The organism is Virgibacillus sp. 6R (assembly GCF_001895305.1).
GTDB classification, from domain to species: domain Bacteria; phylum Bacillota; class Bacilli; order Bacillales; family Amphibacillaceae; genus Virgibacillus; species Virgibacillus pantothenticus.
In genome coordinates this window covers 1,326,499-1,343,627 of sequence record NZ_CP017762.1, presented here as the reverse complement: position 1 = coordinate 1,343,627, position 17,129 = coordinate 1,326,499, and the positions used below count along the sequence as shown (strand labels likewise).

Below are 17,129 nucleotides of genomic sequence, written 5' to 3'. Positions count from 1 at the left end.
GGGGGATGGAATGAATAGTAGCAAAAGTTATAAATGGATAGTTCTTGTTATCGCCACATTAGCACAGACTTGTGCTACATTTGTGACCTATGGAGTTGGTCCACTTGCAACTTTTTATCAACAATCACTAGATCTTTCTCAATTTGAAACAGGTTTGATTGTATCCGCAGTGAATATTGGACCTATTTTTTCAATGATTATTTTTGGGGATTTAATGGATCGGTATGGAGAAAAATGGAGCATAGGTGTTGGGGCGATCTTACTTGGTCTCAGTATGTCATTAGCTATATTTGCCAATGATTTTTATTTCTTATTATTTATTCTGTTATTAGTTGGTGTTTGGTATGGAACAGCTCAACCAGGAGGAAGTAGCATAATTGTGAAATGGTTTCCAAAAAGAAGAAGAGGGCTTGCCATGGGAATTAGACAAATGGGCATTCCCTTAGGGGGAGCGTTGGCTTCCATTATATTACCATTTATGTACTTTACATTTAATTTAAATGGAGCCATTATCACTCAAAGTATAGTGGTTATAACAGGAGGAATATTATTCTTACTTATTTATAAAGACATTCCATTTTCTTTCAATCATCAAAAAGAGCAACAAATCAAATTAATGGAAAAGATAAATGCAGTAAGAAAAAATAAATCCTTATATCCAATATTTTATATAGGCTGCAGCATGATATCTGTTCAATTAATTATAGTCGCTCACTTAATGAGTTATTTTAATAATGAACTTGATAAAGAACTAAATGTGGCAGGAATGTTTTTAAGTATAGCCTTAGTTGGAGGTTTAATTGGTAGGGTTGCTATATCCTGGATAAGTGATTCATTGTATCAAGGAAATCGAGAAACACCGTTGCAAATAACGATACTTTTAACCAGCATAGTTATGGTTTTATTGGTCTTATTACCTGAAAATACAACAAATTTCCTTTTTGCTGTGGTTACTTTCCTATTTGGTTTTCTTGGTATGGGGTGGTTTAGTTTATTCATTGTTTTACTTTCTGAACGGGCCCGCCCAGAATTAATATCTCTTACAGTAAGTTTTGGTCTAACACTAAATCAACTTTTCATTGTTTTTTCTCCAGCTGCTTTTGGTTTCATCGTTGACATGACAGGGAATTATGTTTTTCCTTTTATCCTTTTAGCAATTGTTGTCTTGATTGGTCCGGTATGGCTAGGGAAGAGCAGTAAGGATAACTTAAATGCTCAACATCCTAAGATGAAATCTCGTTTATTTTAAAAGATAAGAAAGCATAAAATTAGGTGCTTGGAGATAACGAAATAATCGATTAGCCGGGTCTTGCGCATGAGCCCAGCAACGGATGCGACTTCACGAAATCCCAGGCGATAAGGCCTCATCGGTTCGCCTCTAAGAGGAAGGCCGACTAAAACGGGCTTGCCACCTAGACGTCGGCATCCCCCTGTTGCATGGGCATGATTCCTTTATCTTTCGTTGATTCGTGCCCTTCGCTACGTTGCTAAACGGGCGCCCCGTGCCTTTGTTGATGTTAAGTTAGCTGCTTTCTGTAAAGCAATTCCATGTTTTGGTATCAAAAAATCTGCTGAAATTTATATGAATTTTTATTGTAGTAGAGGGCTAAGAGGTGGTCTGTACCGTTTAAAAAGAGTCTAAACATAATTGCACGATACTGCATTCTGTCTCAATCATGATAAAATCTTAAATTACTTAAAGGACATTTTCCCGTTAATTCTCCAGGATTTGCACTCTATTAATTTCGTTATAAGCTGAGAAAAAGTAGCCTTTAAAGTTACGGAGTCTGGTACTAGAAACCCAAAGTTCAACTTAAAAGCAATATTATCATCAAGGTGTTTCACAAAAGCCTTGTTGTTGTTCCAAGCATCTATTTTCTTTTTAAGTTGTATCGTTGCCCGACTTGAGAGCGTTAATAGGAGGATTGCCTTTTGACGAGTTATGAATTCAGAATGCGGGTTACCTCACAATAACGAAGGAGAGATATTTTAGAGGGAGTACTTGGGCTAAGGATGGTGTTGGATAATTATTCTAATTTGGTTGATTTAACTAATTAGGCTCCCTTGGTAAACAAGACAACGTCTCATTTTTTTGTATCTCTCCAATAAATCCAAACATGTAGTAGTTTATTAAAACAAATAATAATGAACGTTTACAAAATTGAAACAATATAATGGGCAAAAATATGGTAGAATGAAATAACACCATTATCTTATGGGATTTTTTTCCTTTTCACTTGTTCCTTTGAACGTTACATGTTAATGTACAAGGAAGCGGATGAAAAATTTTGTAAAATGGAAGAATCTATTCCGTACAAATATATCTGAAACACAAAAAAGCATGTAAAACAACTTAAGTATGATCTATGAAGAAATTAACGGGTATTGCGTTTGCCGATTCCATGAAATGGTTGGTATTCTATGAATGGCAACACTTCCGCAATGATACCTAAATATAAATGTTTGATGAAATGAAATATATTGGAGAGATGCTAATGTTACGAAACGGATTTTATTGGAGAAATCGAGAGATGCGTCAGCATGTCCGGGTCATTGATGGGGAAGTGGCTCCGACAATCGTGCTGAAGAATGCAACATATCTGAACACGTATACCAAACAATGGTTAAAAGCTGTTATTTGGATTTACGAAGATCGAATTGTTTATGTTGGAAATCAAATGCCAGCTAACTTGCACAATGCAGAGATTGTAGACTGTAAAGGGAAATATATTGTTCCAGGTTATGTGGAACCACATGCCCACCCTTTTCAATTGTATAATCCGGAACAACTAGCTTTACATGCAGCTAAGACAGGTACAACAACATTGATCAATGATAACTTATTGTGGTTATTTATGTTAGATAAAAAGAAAGCGTTTTCTATATTGGAGGAATTTAGTAAGCACCCGGTATCAATGTATTGGTGGGCTCGCTTTGATCCGCAGACAGAGTTGCAGGGAGAAAAAGAACTTGATTTGTTTCAAACAGAGGACGTTTTAGCATGGATTAAACATCCTGCGGTTCTCCAAGGTGGGGAACTTACGTCGTGGCCGGATTTATTAGCGGGTGATGATATTTTATTATATTGGATTCAGGAAACGAAAAATCAGCGTAAACCTGTGGAAGGACACTTCCCTGGCGCTTCTGAACGGACATTGACAAAAATGAAACTGCTTGGGGTTAATGCAGATCATGAATCAATTTCTGGAGAGGAAGTCATGCGACGTCTTCGACTGGGCTACCATGTTGGCTTGCGGCATTCATCGATACGCCCTGATTTGCCAAAGCTTATCGAAGAGATACTGGCAGCTGGCTTGACGACTTTTGAAAATGTGTCATTTACGACAGACGGAGCGACGCCTTCCTTTTACGAAGCTGGTCTCATCAATCAGTGTATAGAAATTGCGATAGAAAAAGGAATACCAGTGGAAGAAGCGTATTTAATGGGGAGTTATTACGCAGCTAAACATTTGCGGATGGAAGAACAGCTTGGCAGTATTGCTCCTGGGCGATTTGCACATATAAATATTTTACCTGAAAAGCACATCCCGAAGCCTGAAAGTGTCTTGGCAAAAGGAAAATGGATCGTCAAAGGCGGAGAGCAGCAAAAAATTAAACCTCATATCCAGTGGCAAGCTTACCAGATTAAGCCGCTGGATTTAGATTGGGAACTAAGTAATAAGGAATTACAATTTTCCGTTCCAATTGGCTTGGAAATGGCAAACGATGTCATTATGACCCCATATCCTATTGAAGTGGATATTACGGTAGAAGAGCTACCTGCAGAAACGACCGATGCTTTTTTACTTTTGCTTGACCGAAACGGAAAATGGCGTGTGAATACTACGTTAAGGGGTTTTACGAATCAGTTGGGTGCCATTGCTAGCTCCTATTCTGTTTCCGGGGATTTTATATTTATTGGAAAGAGAAAAAGTGATATCTTACTAGCTGGTAAAAGGTTAAAGGAATTAGGCGGAGGGATTGTTATCGTCCATCAAGGTAAAGTATTATTAGAAATTCCACTTGCGCTTGGTGGCATGATGTTTGCCGGAGAGATGGACGAACTAATTGGAAAAGAAAAAGAATTAAAGCAGATTCTTCAATCTTTCGGCTACCCTTTTTCCGATCCTGTTTATACAATATTTTTTCTGTCCTCCACTCATTTACCTTATATTCGTATTACACCACTGGGTTTAATGGATGTGAAGAAAAAGGAGTTATTATTTCCCGCGACAATGTGTTAGCTTATAATAAAGAGGAAATATTTTCTAGTGAATCTGTGAAAAGATGTATTGTAAAAATTACTCAAATATAAGATGTTCAAAAAGTCTATAGATCATAATTCTTCGGTTAGCACTGCAATTCGTTAGCTTAAAGCAGTGCTGATCAGAGTTTTTTTGTATACTTTCCTTTTTGAGCATACCATGTATGGAGTAATTTAAAGGAGGGGTATAGTGAAGAAAGTATTATTTGTGCTGTTCACCTTGATGCTTGTTTTTATGGCAGGATGCAAAGATGAAGTAAATAATAACCAAGACAAGCATTCCGAACTGTCTAAAGATCAGGATAGTACATATGCATTTACAGGTTTGCCTGCTGATGGACCGACAAATAACCGAATGGTTGCAGTGATGGTTAATAATCATGCTAAAGCAAGACCACAAACGGGCCTATCACAGGCAGATATCGTTTTCGAACTGTTAGCGGAAGGTAATATTACACGATTTTTAGCTCTTTATCAAAGTGAGCTTCCTTCTGTAATCGGACCTGTCCGCAGCGCTCGGGAATATTATTTTGATTTGGCACATGCATATGACGCGATTTACGTTTACCATGGAGCAGCTGACTTTATTGACCAAATGATTCAGGATAAAGGAATTGACCACTTGAATGGTTCGCTTTATGATAATGATGGTATCTTATTTAAACGTGAATCCTTTCGTAAGCCGCCGCACAATTCTTATCTGCAATTAAATGCTCTGTATGATAAAGCAGAGGAAAAAGGATATGATGTGACTGCCGCGTACGAAGCCTTGCCATTTGCAGAAGCCGGATCAGAAGTTACAGGTACTCCTGCGACATTGGCGAAGGTTGGTTATTCAAACAATCCTAGTGAAGTGGTACAATATACGTTTAGACAGGACAGCGGGAGCTATATCCGTAGTAATGGTCAGCAACAAACGATCGATATGGAAACGGAAGAGCCGATTGAAGTGAGCAACGTATTAATTATGGAAGCACACCATGAAGTGATTGATCAATCAGGACGTCGCGCAATCGACTTAGATTCTGGTGGTAAGGCTTATTTATTACAAAAAGGTGTCTTGCAGGAAGTTGAGTGGAAAAGACAAGCTGGAAGAATCATCCCCGTAAAAAATGGCAAGGAAGTTCCATTTGTTCCAGGAAAAACATGGATTAATGTGATTCCGAAACAACCTGGATTACAAGAGATTGTAACGATATCAAGTGAGTAATGGGGAGGAGGGCGTGATGTGCAAATTGATAAATTACGAGGAAAGCAATTGGATGAATTATTTGACGCAATTTTATCACTAAAAGATAGAGAAGAATGTTATCGTTTTTTTGATGATATAGCGACAATGTCTGAGATTCAATCATTATCTCAGCGATTGCAAGTAGCAAAAATGTTAACACAAGGCGCTACCTATAATGCTATAGAAGAAGAAACGAACGCTTCGACTGCTACCATTTCACGGGTTAGAAGATGCATTAATTATGGTAGTGATGGTTATCAGCTCGTCTTAGATCGAATAATGAAAGATAAATAGAAAAGCTTTATCAAACTCGTCGCCTTTTTGGCGGCGTTTTTTATAAGATAATAAAGCATAAAATTAGGTGCTTGGAGATAACGAAATAACCGAATAGCCACGTCTGGCGCATGAGCCCAGCAACGATGCGACTTCGCGAAATCGCCGAAGCTCACAGGGCGGTTGCTGGAATATACAGGAAATTAGCCGAAGTTCACTAGGAAGTCGCCGGAGTTCACAATTTACACAGCAGATAACTGGTAATAATCCATGCTCTCTATGCTAGTTGGATAAAATTGTGAGATTAAACAGCAAGTTAGAGCTCTGATGCTGAAAGGTCTATTCGTCTACTCGTGCTACTAACGATTAGGGAGCGTGGAAGAACTTCAATCAATAGAAGTTTCACTTTACCCCTTCCAAAATTTCCATCATAATAAAAACACCCCTTTTTCCTAAATTGTATGCGGGATTTTTGGTATAATGAACTAACGGATAAACACAATGGAGGATTTTAATCGTGAATACATTATTAAAGCAATGGAAACACATATTTAAGCTTGATCCGGCAAAAGAAATGACGGATGAGGATTTAGAAAAAATATGCGAGTCGGGTACCGACGCGATCATCGTTGGTGGAACAGACAACATTACCTTGGATGGTGTATTGGATTTACTATCTCGCATTCGCCGATATACTGTGCCTTGTATTTTGGAAATATCATCGATGGAAGCCATCACTCCTGGATTTGATTATTATTATATTCCGATGGTGCTTAATTCAAAAGAGAAAAAATGGATGATGGATATACAGCACCAGGCGATTAAGGAATATATCGATATGCTGGAGCTTAGTGAGGTGTTATTTGAAGGATATTGTATTTTAAACGAAGAAGCAAAAGCATTTACGTATACGAATAGCTATTTACCAGATGAAGAGGATGTCATGGCTTACGCATATATGACAGATAAAGTATTCCACTTACCTATTTTTTATATGGAATATAGTGGGAAATATGGCGACCCAGCTCTAGTGAAGAAGGTAAAAGCTCAATTACAGCACTCCACCCTCTTTTACGGTGGAGGAATAGAAACTGCTGCGCAAGCCAAAGAAATGAAACAGCATGCAGATGTGATCATCGTTGGCAATAGTATTTATACAGACATCAAGCAAGCTTTACAAACCGTTAGAGCGGTTAAAGAGTAATCAGTTAGGCGGTGATATTATGAGTCAAACGAAGGAAACGCTATTAAAAGGGTTAAATCAGCAACAACGAGAAGCGGTTATCCATACAGACGGTCCACTGCTCATAATGGCAGGTGCTGGGAGTGGGAAAACACGTGTATTAACACATCGGATTGCATATTTGTTAGCAGAAAAGGACGTTGCAGCACGCAATGTGCTAGCGATTACGTTTACGAATAAAGCTGCCCGAGAAATGAAAGAACGTGTAAGAAGATTGGTTGGTCCTGAGAGTGAATACATGTGGGTATCGACCTTTCACTCCATGTGTGTACGAATTTTACGAAGAGATATAGACCGAATTGGTTATAACAGTAATTTTACGATTTTAGATAGTAGCGATCAGCTGTCTGTCATTAAACAGGTACTTAAAAATTTGAATATTGACCCGAAAAAATTTGAGCCAAGAGCGATGCTTGGTCAAATCAGTGCGGCCAAAAATGAACTTATCACACCTGAAGAATATAATAAGCAAGTTGGCAATTTTTTTGAACGGCAAGTAGGACAGGTTTATGAGGCGTACCAAAAAATGATTGTAAAAAATCAGTCGCTTGATTTTGATGATTTAATTATGCAAACAATTCATTTATTTAAACGTGTGCCAGAAGTACTGGAATATTATCAGCGCCGCTTTCAATATATTCATGTGGATGAGTATCAGGATACCAACCACGCACAGTACTCTCTCGTTAAAATGCTAGCAAGCCGCTATCAGAATTTGTGTGTTGTTGGAGATTCGGATCAGTCGATTTATCGTTGGCGTGGTGCCGATATCGCCAATATCCTTACTTTTGAAAAAGACTATCCGGCGTCAAGAACCATTTTATTGGAACAAAATTACCGGTCAACGAAATCGATTTTAGCTGCCGCAAACCATGTAATTGCAAACAACACGGGTAGAAAACCAAAGAAGCTTTGGACAGAAAACGATGACGGAAAACAGATTCATTATTTTCAAGGTGCAACGGAGCAGGAAGAAGCTTTATTTGTCACGGAAAAAATTCAGCAATTAACCCGAGAAGAGGGATATTCTCCAAGCGATGTGGCGATACTGTATCGAACGAATGCGCAATCACGTGCGATTGAGGATACGTTGGTCAAGTCAAACATGCCATACCAAATGGTGGGCGGAACTAAATTCTACGAGCGAAAAGAAATAAAGGACATCATTGCTTACCTTCGTTTAATTGCCAATCCAGATGATGATTTGAGCTTTGAACGAGTGGTCAATGTCCCAAAACGAGGGATTGGGAAAACGTCGATCGAACGGTTGCGGGAATATGCTTCTATCCATGACATTTCATTCAACCAAGCGGTGAAGGAAGTCGACTTTACTGGTGTTTCTAAAAAAGCAGCTAATGCTCTGGCTGAATTTTCCAGCCTCATGCAATCTTTTGCTCAGCAACAGGAGTTTTTAACCGCAACAGATATGGTAGAAGCTGTTTTAGAACGAACTGGGTACGAGACGATGTTAAAAAATGAACGATCGCTTGAAGCGCAAAGCAGACTTGAAAACTTAGAAGAATTCATGACCGTTACCAAGGATTTTGAAGCAGTCAGTGAAGATAAATCGCTCGTCGCCTTTTTAACCGATTTAGCGTTAATTGCAGATATCGATCAAGTCGATGAAGCTGAAACGGAGGCAGAAGATAAAATCACGCTCATGACGCTGCATGCAGCGAAAGGCTTAGAATTTCCAGTTGTCTTTTTAATTGGTATGGAAGAGAATGTTTTCCCACATAGTCGTTCGATGTTTGATGAAGAAGAAATGGAAGAAGAACGCAGATTAGCATATGTTGGTATTACTCGTGCAGAAAAGGAACTATACCTTACGCATGCACGAATGCGAACCTTATTTGGACGTACAAATATGAATCCGATTAGCCGCTTTATTAATGAAATTCCGGAAGAGTTGATGGCAGGAATCGAGGTTGCTAACACTTCTATGTTTGGTGAAAGCAGAGAGTCAAATATAAGCAGGACGGCACCAATGAAGCGCAAAGCGCAGCATATGCCGAAAACTTCAGGTGCTGAAAACGAAACATGGTCCCCTGGTGACAAAGCCAAGCATAAAAAATGGGGTGTTGGGACTGTTGTAAGAGTAAATGGCGAAGGTGAAGCAATGGAGTTAGATATTGCATTCCCTGCACCTGTTGGCATTAAACGCGTGCTGGCAAAATTTGCACCAATTACGAAAGAGTAGGGAGGTGCTTGGATGGATAAACAACAAGCACAGACAAAAATAAAACAATTAACAGAAGCTTTAAATCAATACAACTATGAATATCATGTGCTCGATAAACCATCTGTGGAAGATGCTATTTATGACCAAAAGATGCAGGAACTCCGTAAGCTTGAAGAAGCATATCCTGAATTTAAATACCCAGATTCCCCTACACAGCGAGTTGGTGGGGAGCCAATGGAAGGGTTCCAAAAGGTGGAGCACCGTGTTCCTATGCTTAGTTTAGCGAACGCCTTTAATGAACAAGATATTCGCGATTTTGTCAGGAGAGCGAGTCAAGGAACAGAGGAGCCTATTAGCTTCGTTTGTGAATTAAAAATAGATGGGCTAGCCGTTTCATTAACATATGAAGATGGCAAATTCGTTCGTGGAGCAACACGTGGTGACGGAACGACTGGTGAGGATATTACAAGTAATTTACGAACCATACGCAGCATCCCTTTAACGATTAGAGAAAAAGAAACGTTGGAAATACGCGGAGAAGCGTTTATGCCTCACAAATCCTTTTTAGCTTTAAACGAAGAACGAAAAGCTAACGGTGAAGAACCTTTTGCCAATCCTCGAAACGCAGCCGCGGGTTCTTTACGCCAGCTTGATCCGAAAATTGCTGCGAAACGCAATCTGGATATCTTTTTGTATGGCGTTGGCGAGTGGGCCAATAGTAATTTAACGAAGCATAGTGAGCGATTAGAGCGTTTAAAAGAGTTAGGTCTAAAGACAAATCCGGAATGGAGGAAATGTCACTCCGTGGAAGAAGTCATGGAATATGTCGAATATTGGACAAAAGAACGTCCTCACCTCCATTACGAGATCGATGGGATCGTCATTAAAGTAGACGACCTTCGGCAACAGGAAGAGTTAGGCTATACAGCGAAAAGCCCCCGCTGGGCGATTGCTTATAAATTTCCGGCTGAGGAAGCAATCACGAAATTAATAGATATTGAGTTAAGTGTTGGAAGAACTGGTGTTATCACACCAACAGCCATTTTAAACCCGGTAAAAGTGGCTGGGACGACTGTCCAACGCGCCTCCCTTCATAATGAAGATTTAATCCGCGAACAAGATATACGGATTGGAGATACGGTCGTGATTAAAAAAGCAGGAGATATTATTCCGAAAGTTGTACGGGCGATGGTAGAAGAACGTACGGGTGAGGAAAAAGAATTCCATATGCCAAAAGATTGCCCTGCATGCGGCAGTGAACTTGTCCGCCTGGAAGAAGAGGTCGCCTTACGTTGTATTAATCCAAATTGTCCTGCACAATTAAAAGAAGGGCTTATTCATTTCGTATCTAGGAATGCCATGAATATTGACGGCCTTGGCGAAAAAGTGATTGCCCAATTATTCCAAGCTGATCTTGTAAAAACAATTGCTGATATTTATCGTTTGGAGAAAGCCGAGCTTTTGGAACTTGAACGCATGGGAGAAAAATCTGTAACGAACTTATTAGAAGCGATTGAAGCTTCGAAAGCTAATTCATTGGAACGTCTATTATTCGGACTTGGTATCCGTTTTGTTGGCGCAAAAGCAGCTAAGACGTTGGCAATGGAATTTGGAACGATGGAAAAGTTACAGCAAGCAACGTATGACGACTTGCTGGCCATTAATGAGATTGGTGAGAAAATGGCCGATTCCATTGTGCAATATTTCCAAGAGCAGCAAGTCATCGAGCTTTTAGATGAGTTACGAGCCCTTGGTGTTAACATGACCTATTTAGGTGCTAAACCTTCAGAGGCAGCAAAAACAAGTCCGTTTAATGGAAAAACCGTTGTCCTGACAGGAAAAATGGATATCTATACACGTACCGAAGCAAAGGAGTTAATTGAAAGCTTAGGTGGGAATGTCACGGGAAGTGTAAGTAAAAAGACGGATTTAGTAATTGCTGGTGAAGATGCAGGGTCCAAGCTGGAAAAAGCAGAGAAACTAGGGATTGACGTATGGAATGAATCCCAATTTCAGCAAGCCATGGAAAATGAGGGAGTGGAATCGTGAAAAAGATAAGTATTTGGTTTATTGGGGCGTTGTTACTACTCACGAGTTGCGCCCCCAATATGAATGATGAAGAGGTTGTGCAGAAAAAAGAGTCTAATTCAAAAGAAGAACAGGCAATTGTCCCTAGCTATCAGCTTTCTGCTGAAAACTATAAGATGATCCTTCCTTTTAAGCCTGGTAAAGCGAGAGGTGTCATCGTTGGTCAAGTAGCTAACCGACTTGATATCGATGAAATGGAGGAGGGCTTACGCAGACATTCGAAAGAAGTGTACGATCCCGACAAATATTTGTTTCAAGAGGGACAATATATCGACGAAGAAACAGTTATAAACTGGATTGATGCGTTAAACCCAAAAAAGAAAGAGAAGGCTTCTAAGGAATATCACGAAAAGAATCCACGCTATCTTTCCCATATATTAGAGCAAAACTATCTAGTGAAGAATGAGGAAAATACGGTATCCTTAGGTGGGGTTTCCATTGGGATTGCAATGAAATCAACGTATCAATTCAAAACGGAGGCAGGTGGACCGACATACGAAAGGAATATTAGCCAATCGGAGATGATGAAGCAAGCGAATAAAATCGCCGGTAAAATTCTAGAAAATTTGCGTGAAATTGAAGGTTTGGAAAATGTGCCAGTGATGATGGCGATTTATCGGGAGGAGGACGAAGCTTCCCCGGTTCCTGGAAACTTTGTGGCCAAAACAAATATTCCAGCAGATAGTTCTTCTGTTGGTGAATGGGAATCAATAGGAGAAAAATATGTATTATTCCCATCAGAGGAAGGAAAAGAAAAACACTTCGAAGATCACGAACTAGTTACCAATTTTGGTAAAGAAATCGCCAGTTATTTCCCGAACTATGTCGGAGTCATTGGCGAAGGCTTTTACGTAAATGATGAACTCCAAAAAATGTCAATTGAAATTCCGATTGAGTTTTATGGAAAAGGGGAAGTGGTCGGTTTTACCCAGTATGCATATGGTCTGATCCAGGAAATGTTCCCGGATCACTATGCTATAGAAGTAAAAATAACGTCCAGTGATAAACTGGAAAGCCTTATCTATCGAAAACCTGGTTCGAAAAAGCCGACGGTGCATATTTTATAATGTTTGATTAGAAGAATTTGAGAGTAGCCTGTGTAGAAAATGTTATTTCTAGGCAGGCTTTTTTCAGAATAAGAGAGTATAAACTTAGGTGCTTATGGATAATGAAATAACCGAATAGTCACGTCAGGCGCATGAGCCCAGCAACGATGCGACTTCACGAGATCACCCTGTGATAAGTCGTCATCAGTTCGTCGCTAATAGGAAGGCCGACTAAAAACGGGCTTGCCGCTCAGGCGTCGGCATATCCCGGTTTTAGTGGCATGACTCCTTTATCCCGTAAAAAGGCGTTGTAGACTCCCACTAGAAGATGCAAGCTGAACAAGTCTAAGTGGGAGGTAACAGCACCTAAATCCCCGATTCGTTCCATTCGCTACGTTGCTAAACGGGCGCCCCGTGCCTTTGTTCCACTATAGGGAAGTATAAGATTTTTTTGGTTTATAGTATAAGAAAAACACAGGCTTCCGCCATAAGACTTGGCTACAAGCCAAGTTTTGCTAAAGTTATGATGAACGACAAAACGATTTGAAAATGTAGGAAAAAAAAGAAAATAAAGTGTTGAATTTATTTATTAGTTATGTCTTATTTCCTAAGTGATTTAGTTTGAAATTAAACTATCGACCGACAATATTTTAATTTTTATTCAAAAAGTAATGCTTCGAAATACAGGTACTTTTGCAGTTTCAGCCAATTTATTCAGTGATTTTCCTTAATTAAGAAAGTAGGAAAGTTTTTTGAGGAGCTTTGCGTTGAAAATTAGATTAATAATCAAATTTTTTCCCAATATGAATTATCAGAATTTATGTTATAATGACATTATACAAAGTAAACCTAAATATTAAGGATGGTGGGTGGCGGAATTTGGTAGATATAGGACCGTTTATCAAATTGCAACGAACGAAGCGGCAAATGACACAAGGGGAATTGTCGGAAGGTATCGTTTCATTGTCTTATTTATCCAAAATCGAAAATAAAAAGACGAAGGCTAGCCCAGAAATCATTCAATTACTTTGTAAACGATTAGGGATTGAATTTGCAGAGGAAACGAATTCCCATATCGAGGAAAAATGCCAACAGTGGTATGAGATGCTCTTTGATCATTGTGATAAACAAGAAATGAAAGCAAGGTATGAAGAATTACAATCACTTATGGACCAGAGCATCAATGAGAACTTTATCATGTTTGAAATTCATAAAATACGTTACTATATTGTTTTGCGTGAATTGGATAAAGCATTGGCAAAAATGAATGAACTACGAGAACTGGTCGATTCATTTAATGTAAAACACGAATATTATTGGCACAAGTTCAGGGGGAATTATTATTCTTATTTGGATGAGCACGCTAAAGCAATGGAATTATTTAAGTTGGCACAAGAAAAAATACCGACTGCTAGTTTGGATGAGACGGAGGTTGCCGATTTAAAGTATGCTTTAGCTGTCACGCATAGTCAATTATGGGAGCAACTAGAATGTCTTGATTATACAAAGGAAGCAATGGAAGTGTTTCAACGTGAGTATAATTTTGTACGTTGTGGTCAATGCCATCTTTTATTTGGAATCTCTTACCAAAGATTTAAAATGTACGATAAAGCGATTAAAAACTTTCAATTAGCCAAACATTTGGGGATATTAAGTGATACTGAAAGTGTCATTCACTTAGCGAATCAAAATTTAGGATACTTGTTCTCAGCAATGGGTAATTCTGAAGCAGCTATTAATAATTTATTGCTTGCTATTGAAAATAAACAAATAGAAGCCGATTATTTATTAACTGCATATTCTTGTTTAATTGAAGAATACTATAATATTGGAGAATATAAAAAAGCAGAACAGTGCTTGGCGGAAGCAGAAAGTGTGCTAAACCGCGCTGGAAGATACAAAAGTTACCAACTCTATGACTATATTATACAAGTATATACTTATTTATTAAGTGGAGAATTAGATAAGTTTAAAACGGTATTAACAGATAACTTTATACCTTACTTACGGCAATCGGGGGAACACAGCGATTTGGTGTTTTATGCCAAATTACTGGCAAATCATTTGGAACAACAGGGTAAGTATAAAGAATCAGTTCAATATTATAAAATAGCCAGCTTAAGCTACGAAGAATTCGTGAACATGTAATCTAATAAAAAGGAGGGGATAATATGAAAAAAGGAATATTATCTATACTATGTGGCGTTTTATTAATTGGTGGATTTATCTTTACAGAGCAACAATTTTCAGATCATGCAGGCAAAAGCAGCCATCCAAAGGGGGCAAGTGAAAGTAGTCAGTTTTAATTCCATTTTTTATCTTTAAAGGATTTGGATTAGAAAATAGTAGTTTTATTAAAATAGGACGCTACAAGAATTTTGTTGCATTTATTTTAAAGGGGGTGAGGAGAAAAAACATATACGGCAAGACTATTCTTTGTTAATTATGCACTAGCAGATGTGCTGGTGGTCATCAACTAAGTGTCACACTTCAATTAAGCAAATACATTCTTTTCAATCTGTTTTAACTTTTTTACCCTATTTATGATAGAATTTTTCCCAGAGCGGCGTGGAACCCGTTCTGGGGCTTTTTTTGTTTCAAAGTATGAATTTCTGTAGACCTCTACAGTCTCCTTTTGACTGACCCCTTAAAGTGAATTTACCCATTAAAATTAATGATGCCTTTCCATTTTCTTCAAGTTATTCATAGGCACTTCGAATGGATTTTAGTATAACTATTTCATTTACAAATTATTAGTACTTCATCTGAAAGTATTTTAAAAATGTTTACGCTTTAAAAATAATACGTTATTGTTGTAATATTCTATTATAAAATAATATTGCATAAAGTGAAATACACCTAGGGAGGAGGAGAGCTATATGGAATACACCATTCAAGGGGCAACGTGGTTTTGGCTTTTTGTCCCAATGCCTATTGTGCTTATTTTATCATGCATTACTTTATTTACAGAGAGGAGGAAATAAACAATGACTACACCTACACTGGTCACCTTTATCGTTTTCTTAGTAGGAATGTTGACGATTGGTATTATTATGTATTATCGAACGAATAATTTATCCGATTATGTTTTAGGAGGCAGAGGGTTAGGTCCAGGCGTAGCTGCGCTTAGTGCTGGAGCTTCGGATATGAGCGGCTGGCTATTATTAGGATTACCCGGTGCAATTTATGCTTCAGGCCTGTCGGAAGCGTGGATGGGAATCGGGCTTGCAATTGGCGCCTATTTAAATTGGCAATTTGTTGCCAAAAGATTGCGTGTATATACGGAAGTAAGTAATAACTCGATTACCATTCCAGACTTCTTGGCAAATCGGTTTAAGGATACATCACATATTCTACGCGTGATTGCAGCATTAGTTATCTTATTATTCTTTACCTTTTATACATCTTCTGGCATGGTAGCCGGAGCAAAGCTATTTGAGGCGTCATTTGGGCTTTCTTATGAAGTCGCCCTTTGGATTGGTGGTATTATTGTTATTTCTTATACGCTATTAGGAGGCTTTTTAGCTGTTGCTTGGACAGATTTTGTCCAGGGCTTACTGATGTTTCTTGCGTTACTTGTAGTACCAGTTGTGGCATTAACGCAAATGGGCGGATGGGACGCAGCTGTTCAAGCAGTTGGAGAAATTAATCCTACTCACCTGAATATGGTTGAGGGTGTTGGGATGATGGCAATTATTTCTTCACTTGCATGGGGATTAGGGTATTTTGGTCAGCCTCATATCTTGGTCCGTTTTATGGCTTTACGTTCGCATAAAGATGTTCCAAAAGCAAGGTTTATTGGAACTACATGGATGGTTTTAGGATTGTACGGGGCGATTTTTACGGGGTTTGTTGGGCTGGCATTTATTAGTACCCAAGAGGTTTCGATCCTATCTGAATTTGGCATTCAAGTTGTAAATCAGAATGGGTTACAAGTACTGGCAGATTCGGAGAAAATTTTTATTGCCTTTTCACAAATTCTCTTTCACCCGGTTGTAGCAGGGGTATTATTAGCTGCCATTTTATCGGCAATTATGAGTACGATAGACTCGCAGTTACTTGTATCCTCCTCAGCGGTAGCAGAGGATTTATATAGAGCTATATTTCGTAAACAAGCAACAGATAAGGAACTGGTATGGGTAGGCAGGCTGGCAACTGTCATTATTGCCTTGATTGCACTTCTAATTGCCCTAAATCCAGACAGTTCCGTGTTGGATTTAGTTGGCTATGCATGGGCTGGATTTGGTGCAGCATTTGGTCCCATTATTTTGTTAGCTTTATTTTGGAGGCGGGTTACACGGAATGGCGCACTTGCAGGTATTGTAGTTGGTGCAGTGGCAGTTATTATTTGGGGTCCGGTACTGTCGGGCGGGATTTTTGATTTATATGAAATTGTTCCTGGTTTTTTCTTTAATTTATGCACAACGATTATCGTTAGTTTACTTGGTAAGCCTAATGAGGAGCTAATTGCAGATTATGATGAAACAGCAAGACGTCTTTATTGAAGAATCATTCATAAAGTAATACATGTGGTCAATATATTCCTTTTTAGTTGGTTTCGGATTTGTCGCAGTTGCTTATTTCTCGAATTCGTCGGAAGATGCCCGTACATTCCAGTAAATTTTTATGCGGGTACATCTTTCAGAACCTTCTTCACCTGATTTCAGTGTCGTGCGTTCTGCAACCATAGTCGAAATTATTAATAGATTTTCTCTAACCAGCATTATGATAAATACCGCATGTTTTTCCACAATGTTCAGAGCGCCGACTATCAAATTTACAACAAGAACCTCCTCATACAA

At 38.7% G+C, this 17,129-nt stretch carries 12 protein-coding genes; 11 read left to right on the top strand and 1 reads right to left on the bottom strand.

Features of this window, described 5'->3' with window-relative positions; translation table 11 throughout:
- The first annotated feature begins 10 nt into the window (after nucleotides 1–10).
- The 8 genes from BKP57_RS06075 to BKP57_RS06040 all read left to right on the top strand — a co-directional run bounded on the left by BKP57_RS06075 (nucleotide 11) and on the right by BKP57_RS06040 (nucleotide 12,348).
- Nucleotides 11–1,249 carry an MFS transporter gene (locus BKP57_RS06075; protein WP_072742377.1) on the top strand — a complete coding sequence of 413 codons (1,239 nt, stop codon included), beginning with the start codon at nucleotides 11–13 and terminating at the stop codon, nucleotides 1,247–1,249.
- Nucleotides 1,250–2,459: 1,210 nt separating this feature from the next.
- Nucleotides 2,460–4,244 (top strand): adenine deaminase C-terminal domain-containing protein, encoded by a 1,785-nt coding sequence (locus BKP57_RS06070; RefSeq protein WP_232231333.1) that lies wholly within the window; start codon nucleotides 2,460–2,462, stop codon nucleotides 4,242–4,244.
- A gap of 210 nt (nucleotides 4,245–4,454) precedes the next feature.
- Entirely contained in the window at nucleotides 4,455–5,474 is a 1,020-nt protein-coding gene (locus BKP57_RS06065; RefSeq protein WP_050351698.1) for a DUF3048 domain-containing protein, read from the top strand.
- An 18-nt stretch (nucleotides 5,475–5,492) separates the two neighbouring features.
- Nucleotides 5,493–5,789: a YerC/YecD family TrpR-related protein gene (locus BKP57_RS06060; protein ID WP_050351697.1), complete on the top strand. Its 297-nt coding sequence runs from the start codon at nucleotides 5,493–5,495 to the stop codon at nucleotides 5,787–5,789.
- Between the two features lie 496 nt (nucleotides 5,790–6,285).
- Nucleotides 6,286–6,972, top strand: a complete 687-nt coding sequence (locus BKP57_RS06055; RefSeq protein WP_072741160.1) for a heptaprenylglyceryl phosphate synthase — start codon at nucleotides 6,286–6,288, stop codon at nucleotides 6,970–6,972.
- 19 nt (nucleotides 6,973–6,991) lie between these two features.
- Nucleotides 6,992–9,211, top strand: a complete 2,220-nt coding sequence (gene pcrA / locus BKP57_RS06050; RefSeq protein WP_050351696.1) for a DNA helicase PcrA — start codon at nucleotides 6,992–6,994, stop codon at nucleotides 9,209–9,211.
- A gap of 12 nt (nucleotides 9,212–9,223) precedes the next feature.
- A complete protein-coding gene (gene ligA / locus BKP57_RS06045) occupies nucleotides 9,224–11,242 on the top strand; it encodes an NAD-dependent DNA ligase LigA (RefSeq protein ID WP_050351695.1) in 2,019 nt (672 codons plus the stop codon).
- Complete coding sequence (locus BKP57_RS06040) at nucleotides 11,239–12,348, top strand: CamS family sex pheromone protein (RefSeq protein ID WP_050351694.1); 1,110 nt, start codon at nucleotides 11,239–11,241, stop codon at nucleotides 12,346–12,348. Before ligA ends, BKP57_RS06040 begins: the two co-directional genes overlap by 4 nt.
- A 229-nt stretch (nucleotides 12,349–12,577) precedes the next feature.
- On the opposite strand, the gene BKP57_RS21935 is transcribed toward BKP57_RS06040, so the two are convergent.
- A complete protein-coding gene (locus tag BKP57_RS21935) occupies nucleotides 12,578–12,715 on the bottom strand; it encodes a hypothetical protein (RefSeq protein WP_156875282.1) in 138 nt (45 codons plus the stop codon).
- A 491-nt stretch (nucleotides 12,716–13,206) separates the two neighbouring features.
- Between BKP57_RS21935 and BKP57_RS06035 the strand changes: the two genes are divergently transcribed.
- The 3 genes from BKP57_RS06035 (at nucleotide 13,207) to putP (ending at nucleotide 16,832) form a co-directional block, all read left to right on the top strand.
- Entirely contained in the window at nucleotides 13,207–14,475 is a 1,269-nt protein-coding gene (locus tag BKP57_RS06035) for a helix-turn-helix domain-containing protein (RefSeq protein ID WP_072741159.1), read from the top strand.
- A 23-nt stretch (nucleotides 14,476–14,498) separates the two neighbouring features.
- Nucleotides 14,499–14,633 (top strand): hypothetical protein, encoded by a 135-nt coding sequence (locus BKP57_RS23100; protein WP_257786700.1) that lies wholly within the window; start codon nucleotides 14,499–14,501, stop codon nucleotides 14,631–14,633.
- Between the two features lie 681 nt (nucleotides 14,634–15,314).
- The gene (putP, locus tag BKP57_RS06030) at nucleotides 15,315–16,832 is read left to right on the top strand and encodes a sodium/proline symporter PutP (protein ID WP_072741158.1); all 1,518 of its coding nucleotides are present in this window, start codon (nucleotides 15,315–15,317) and stop codon (nucleotides 16,830–16,832) included.
- Nucleotides 16,833–17,129: the final 297 nt, after the last annotated feature.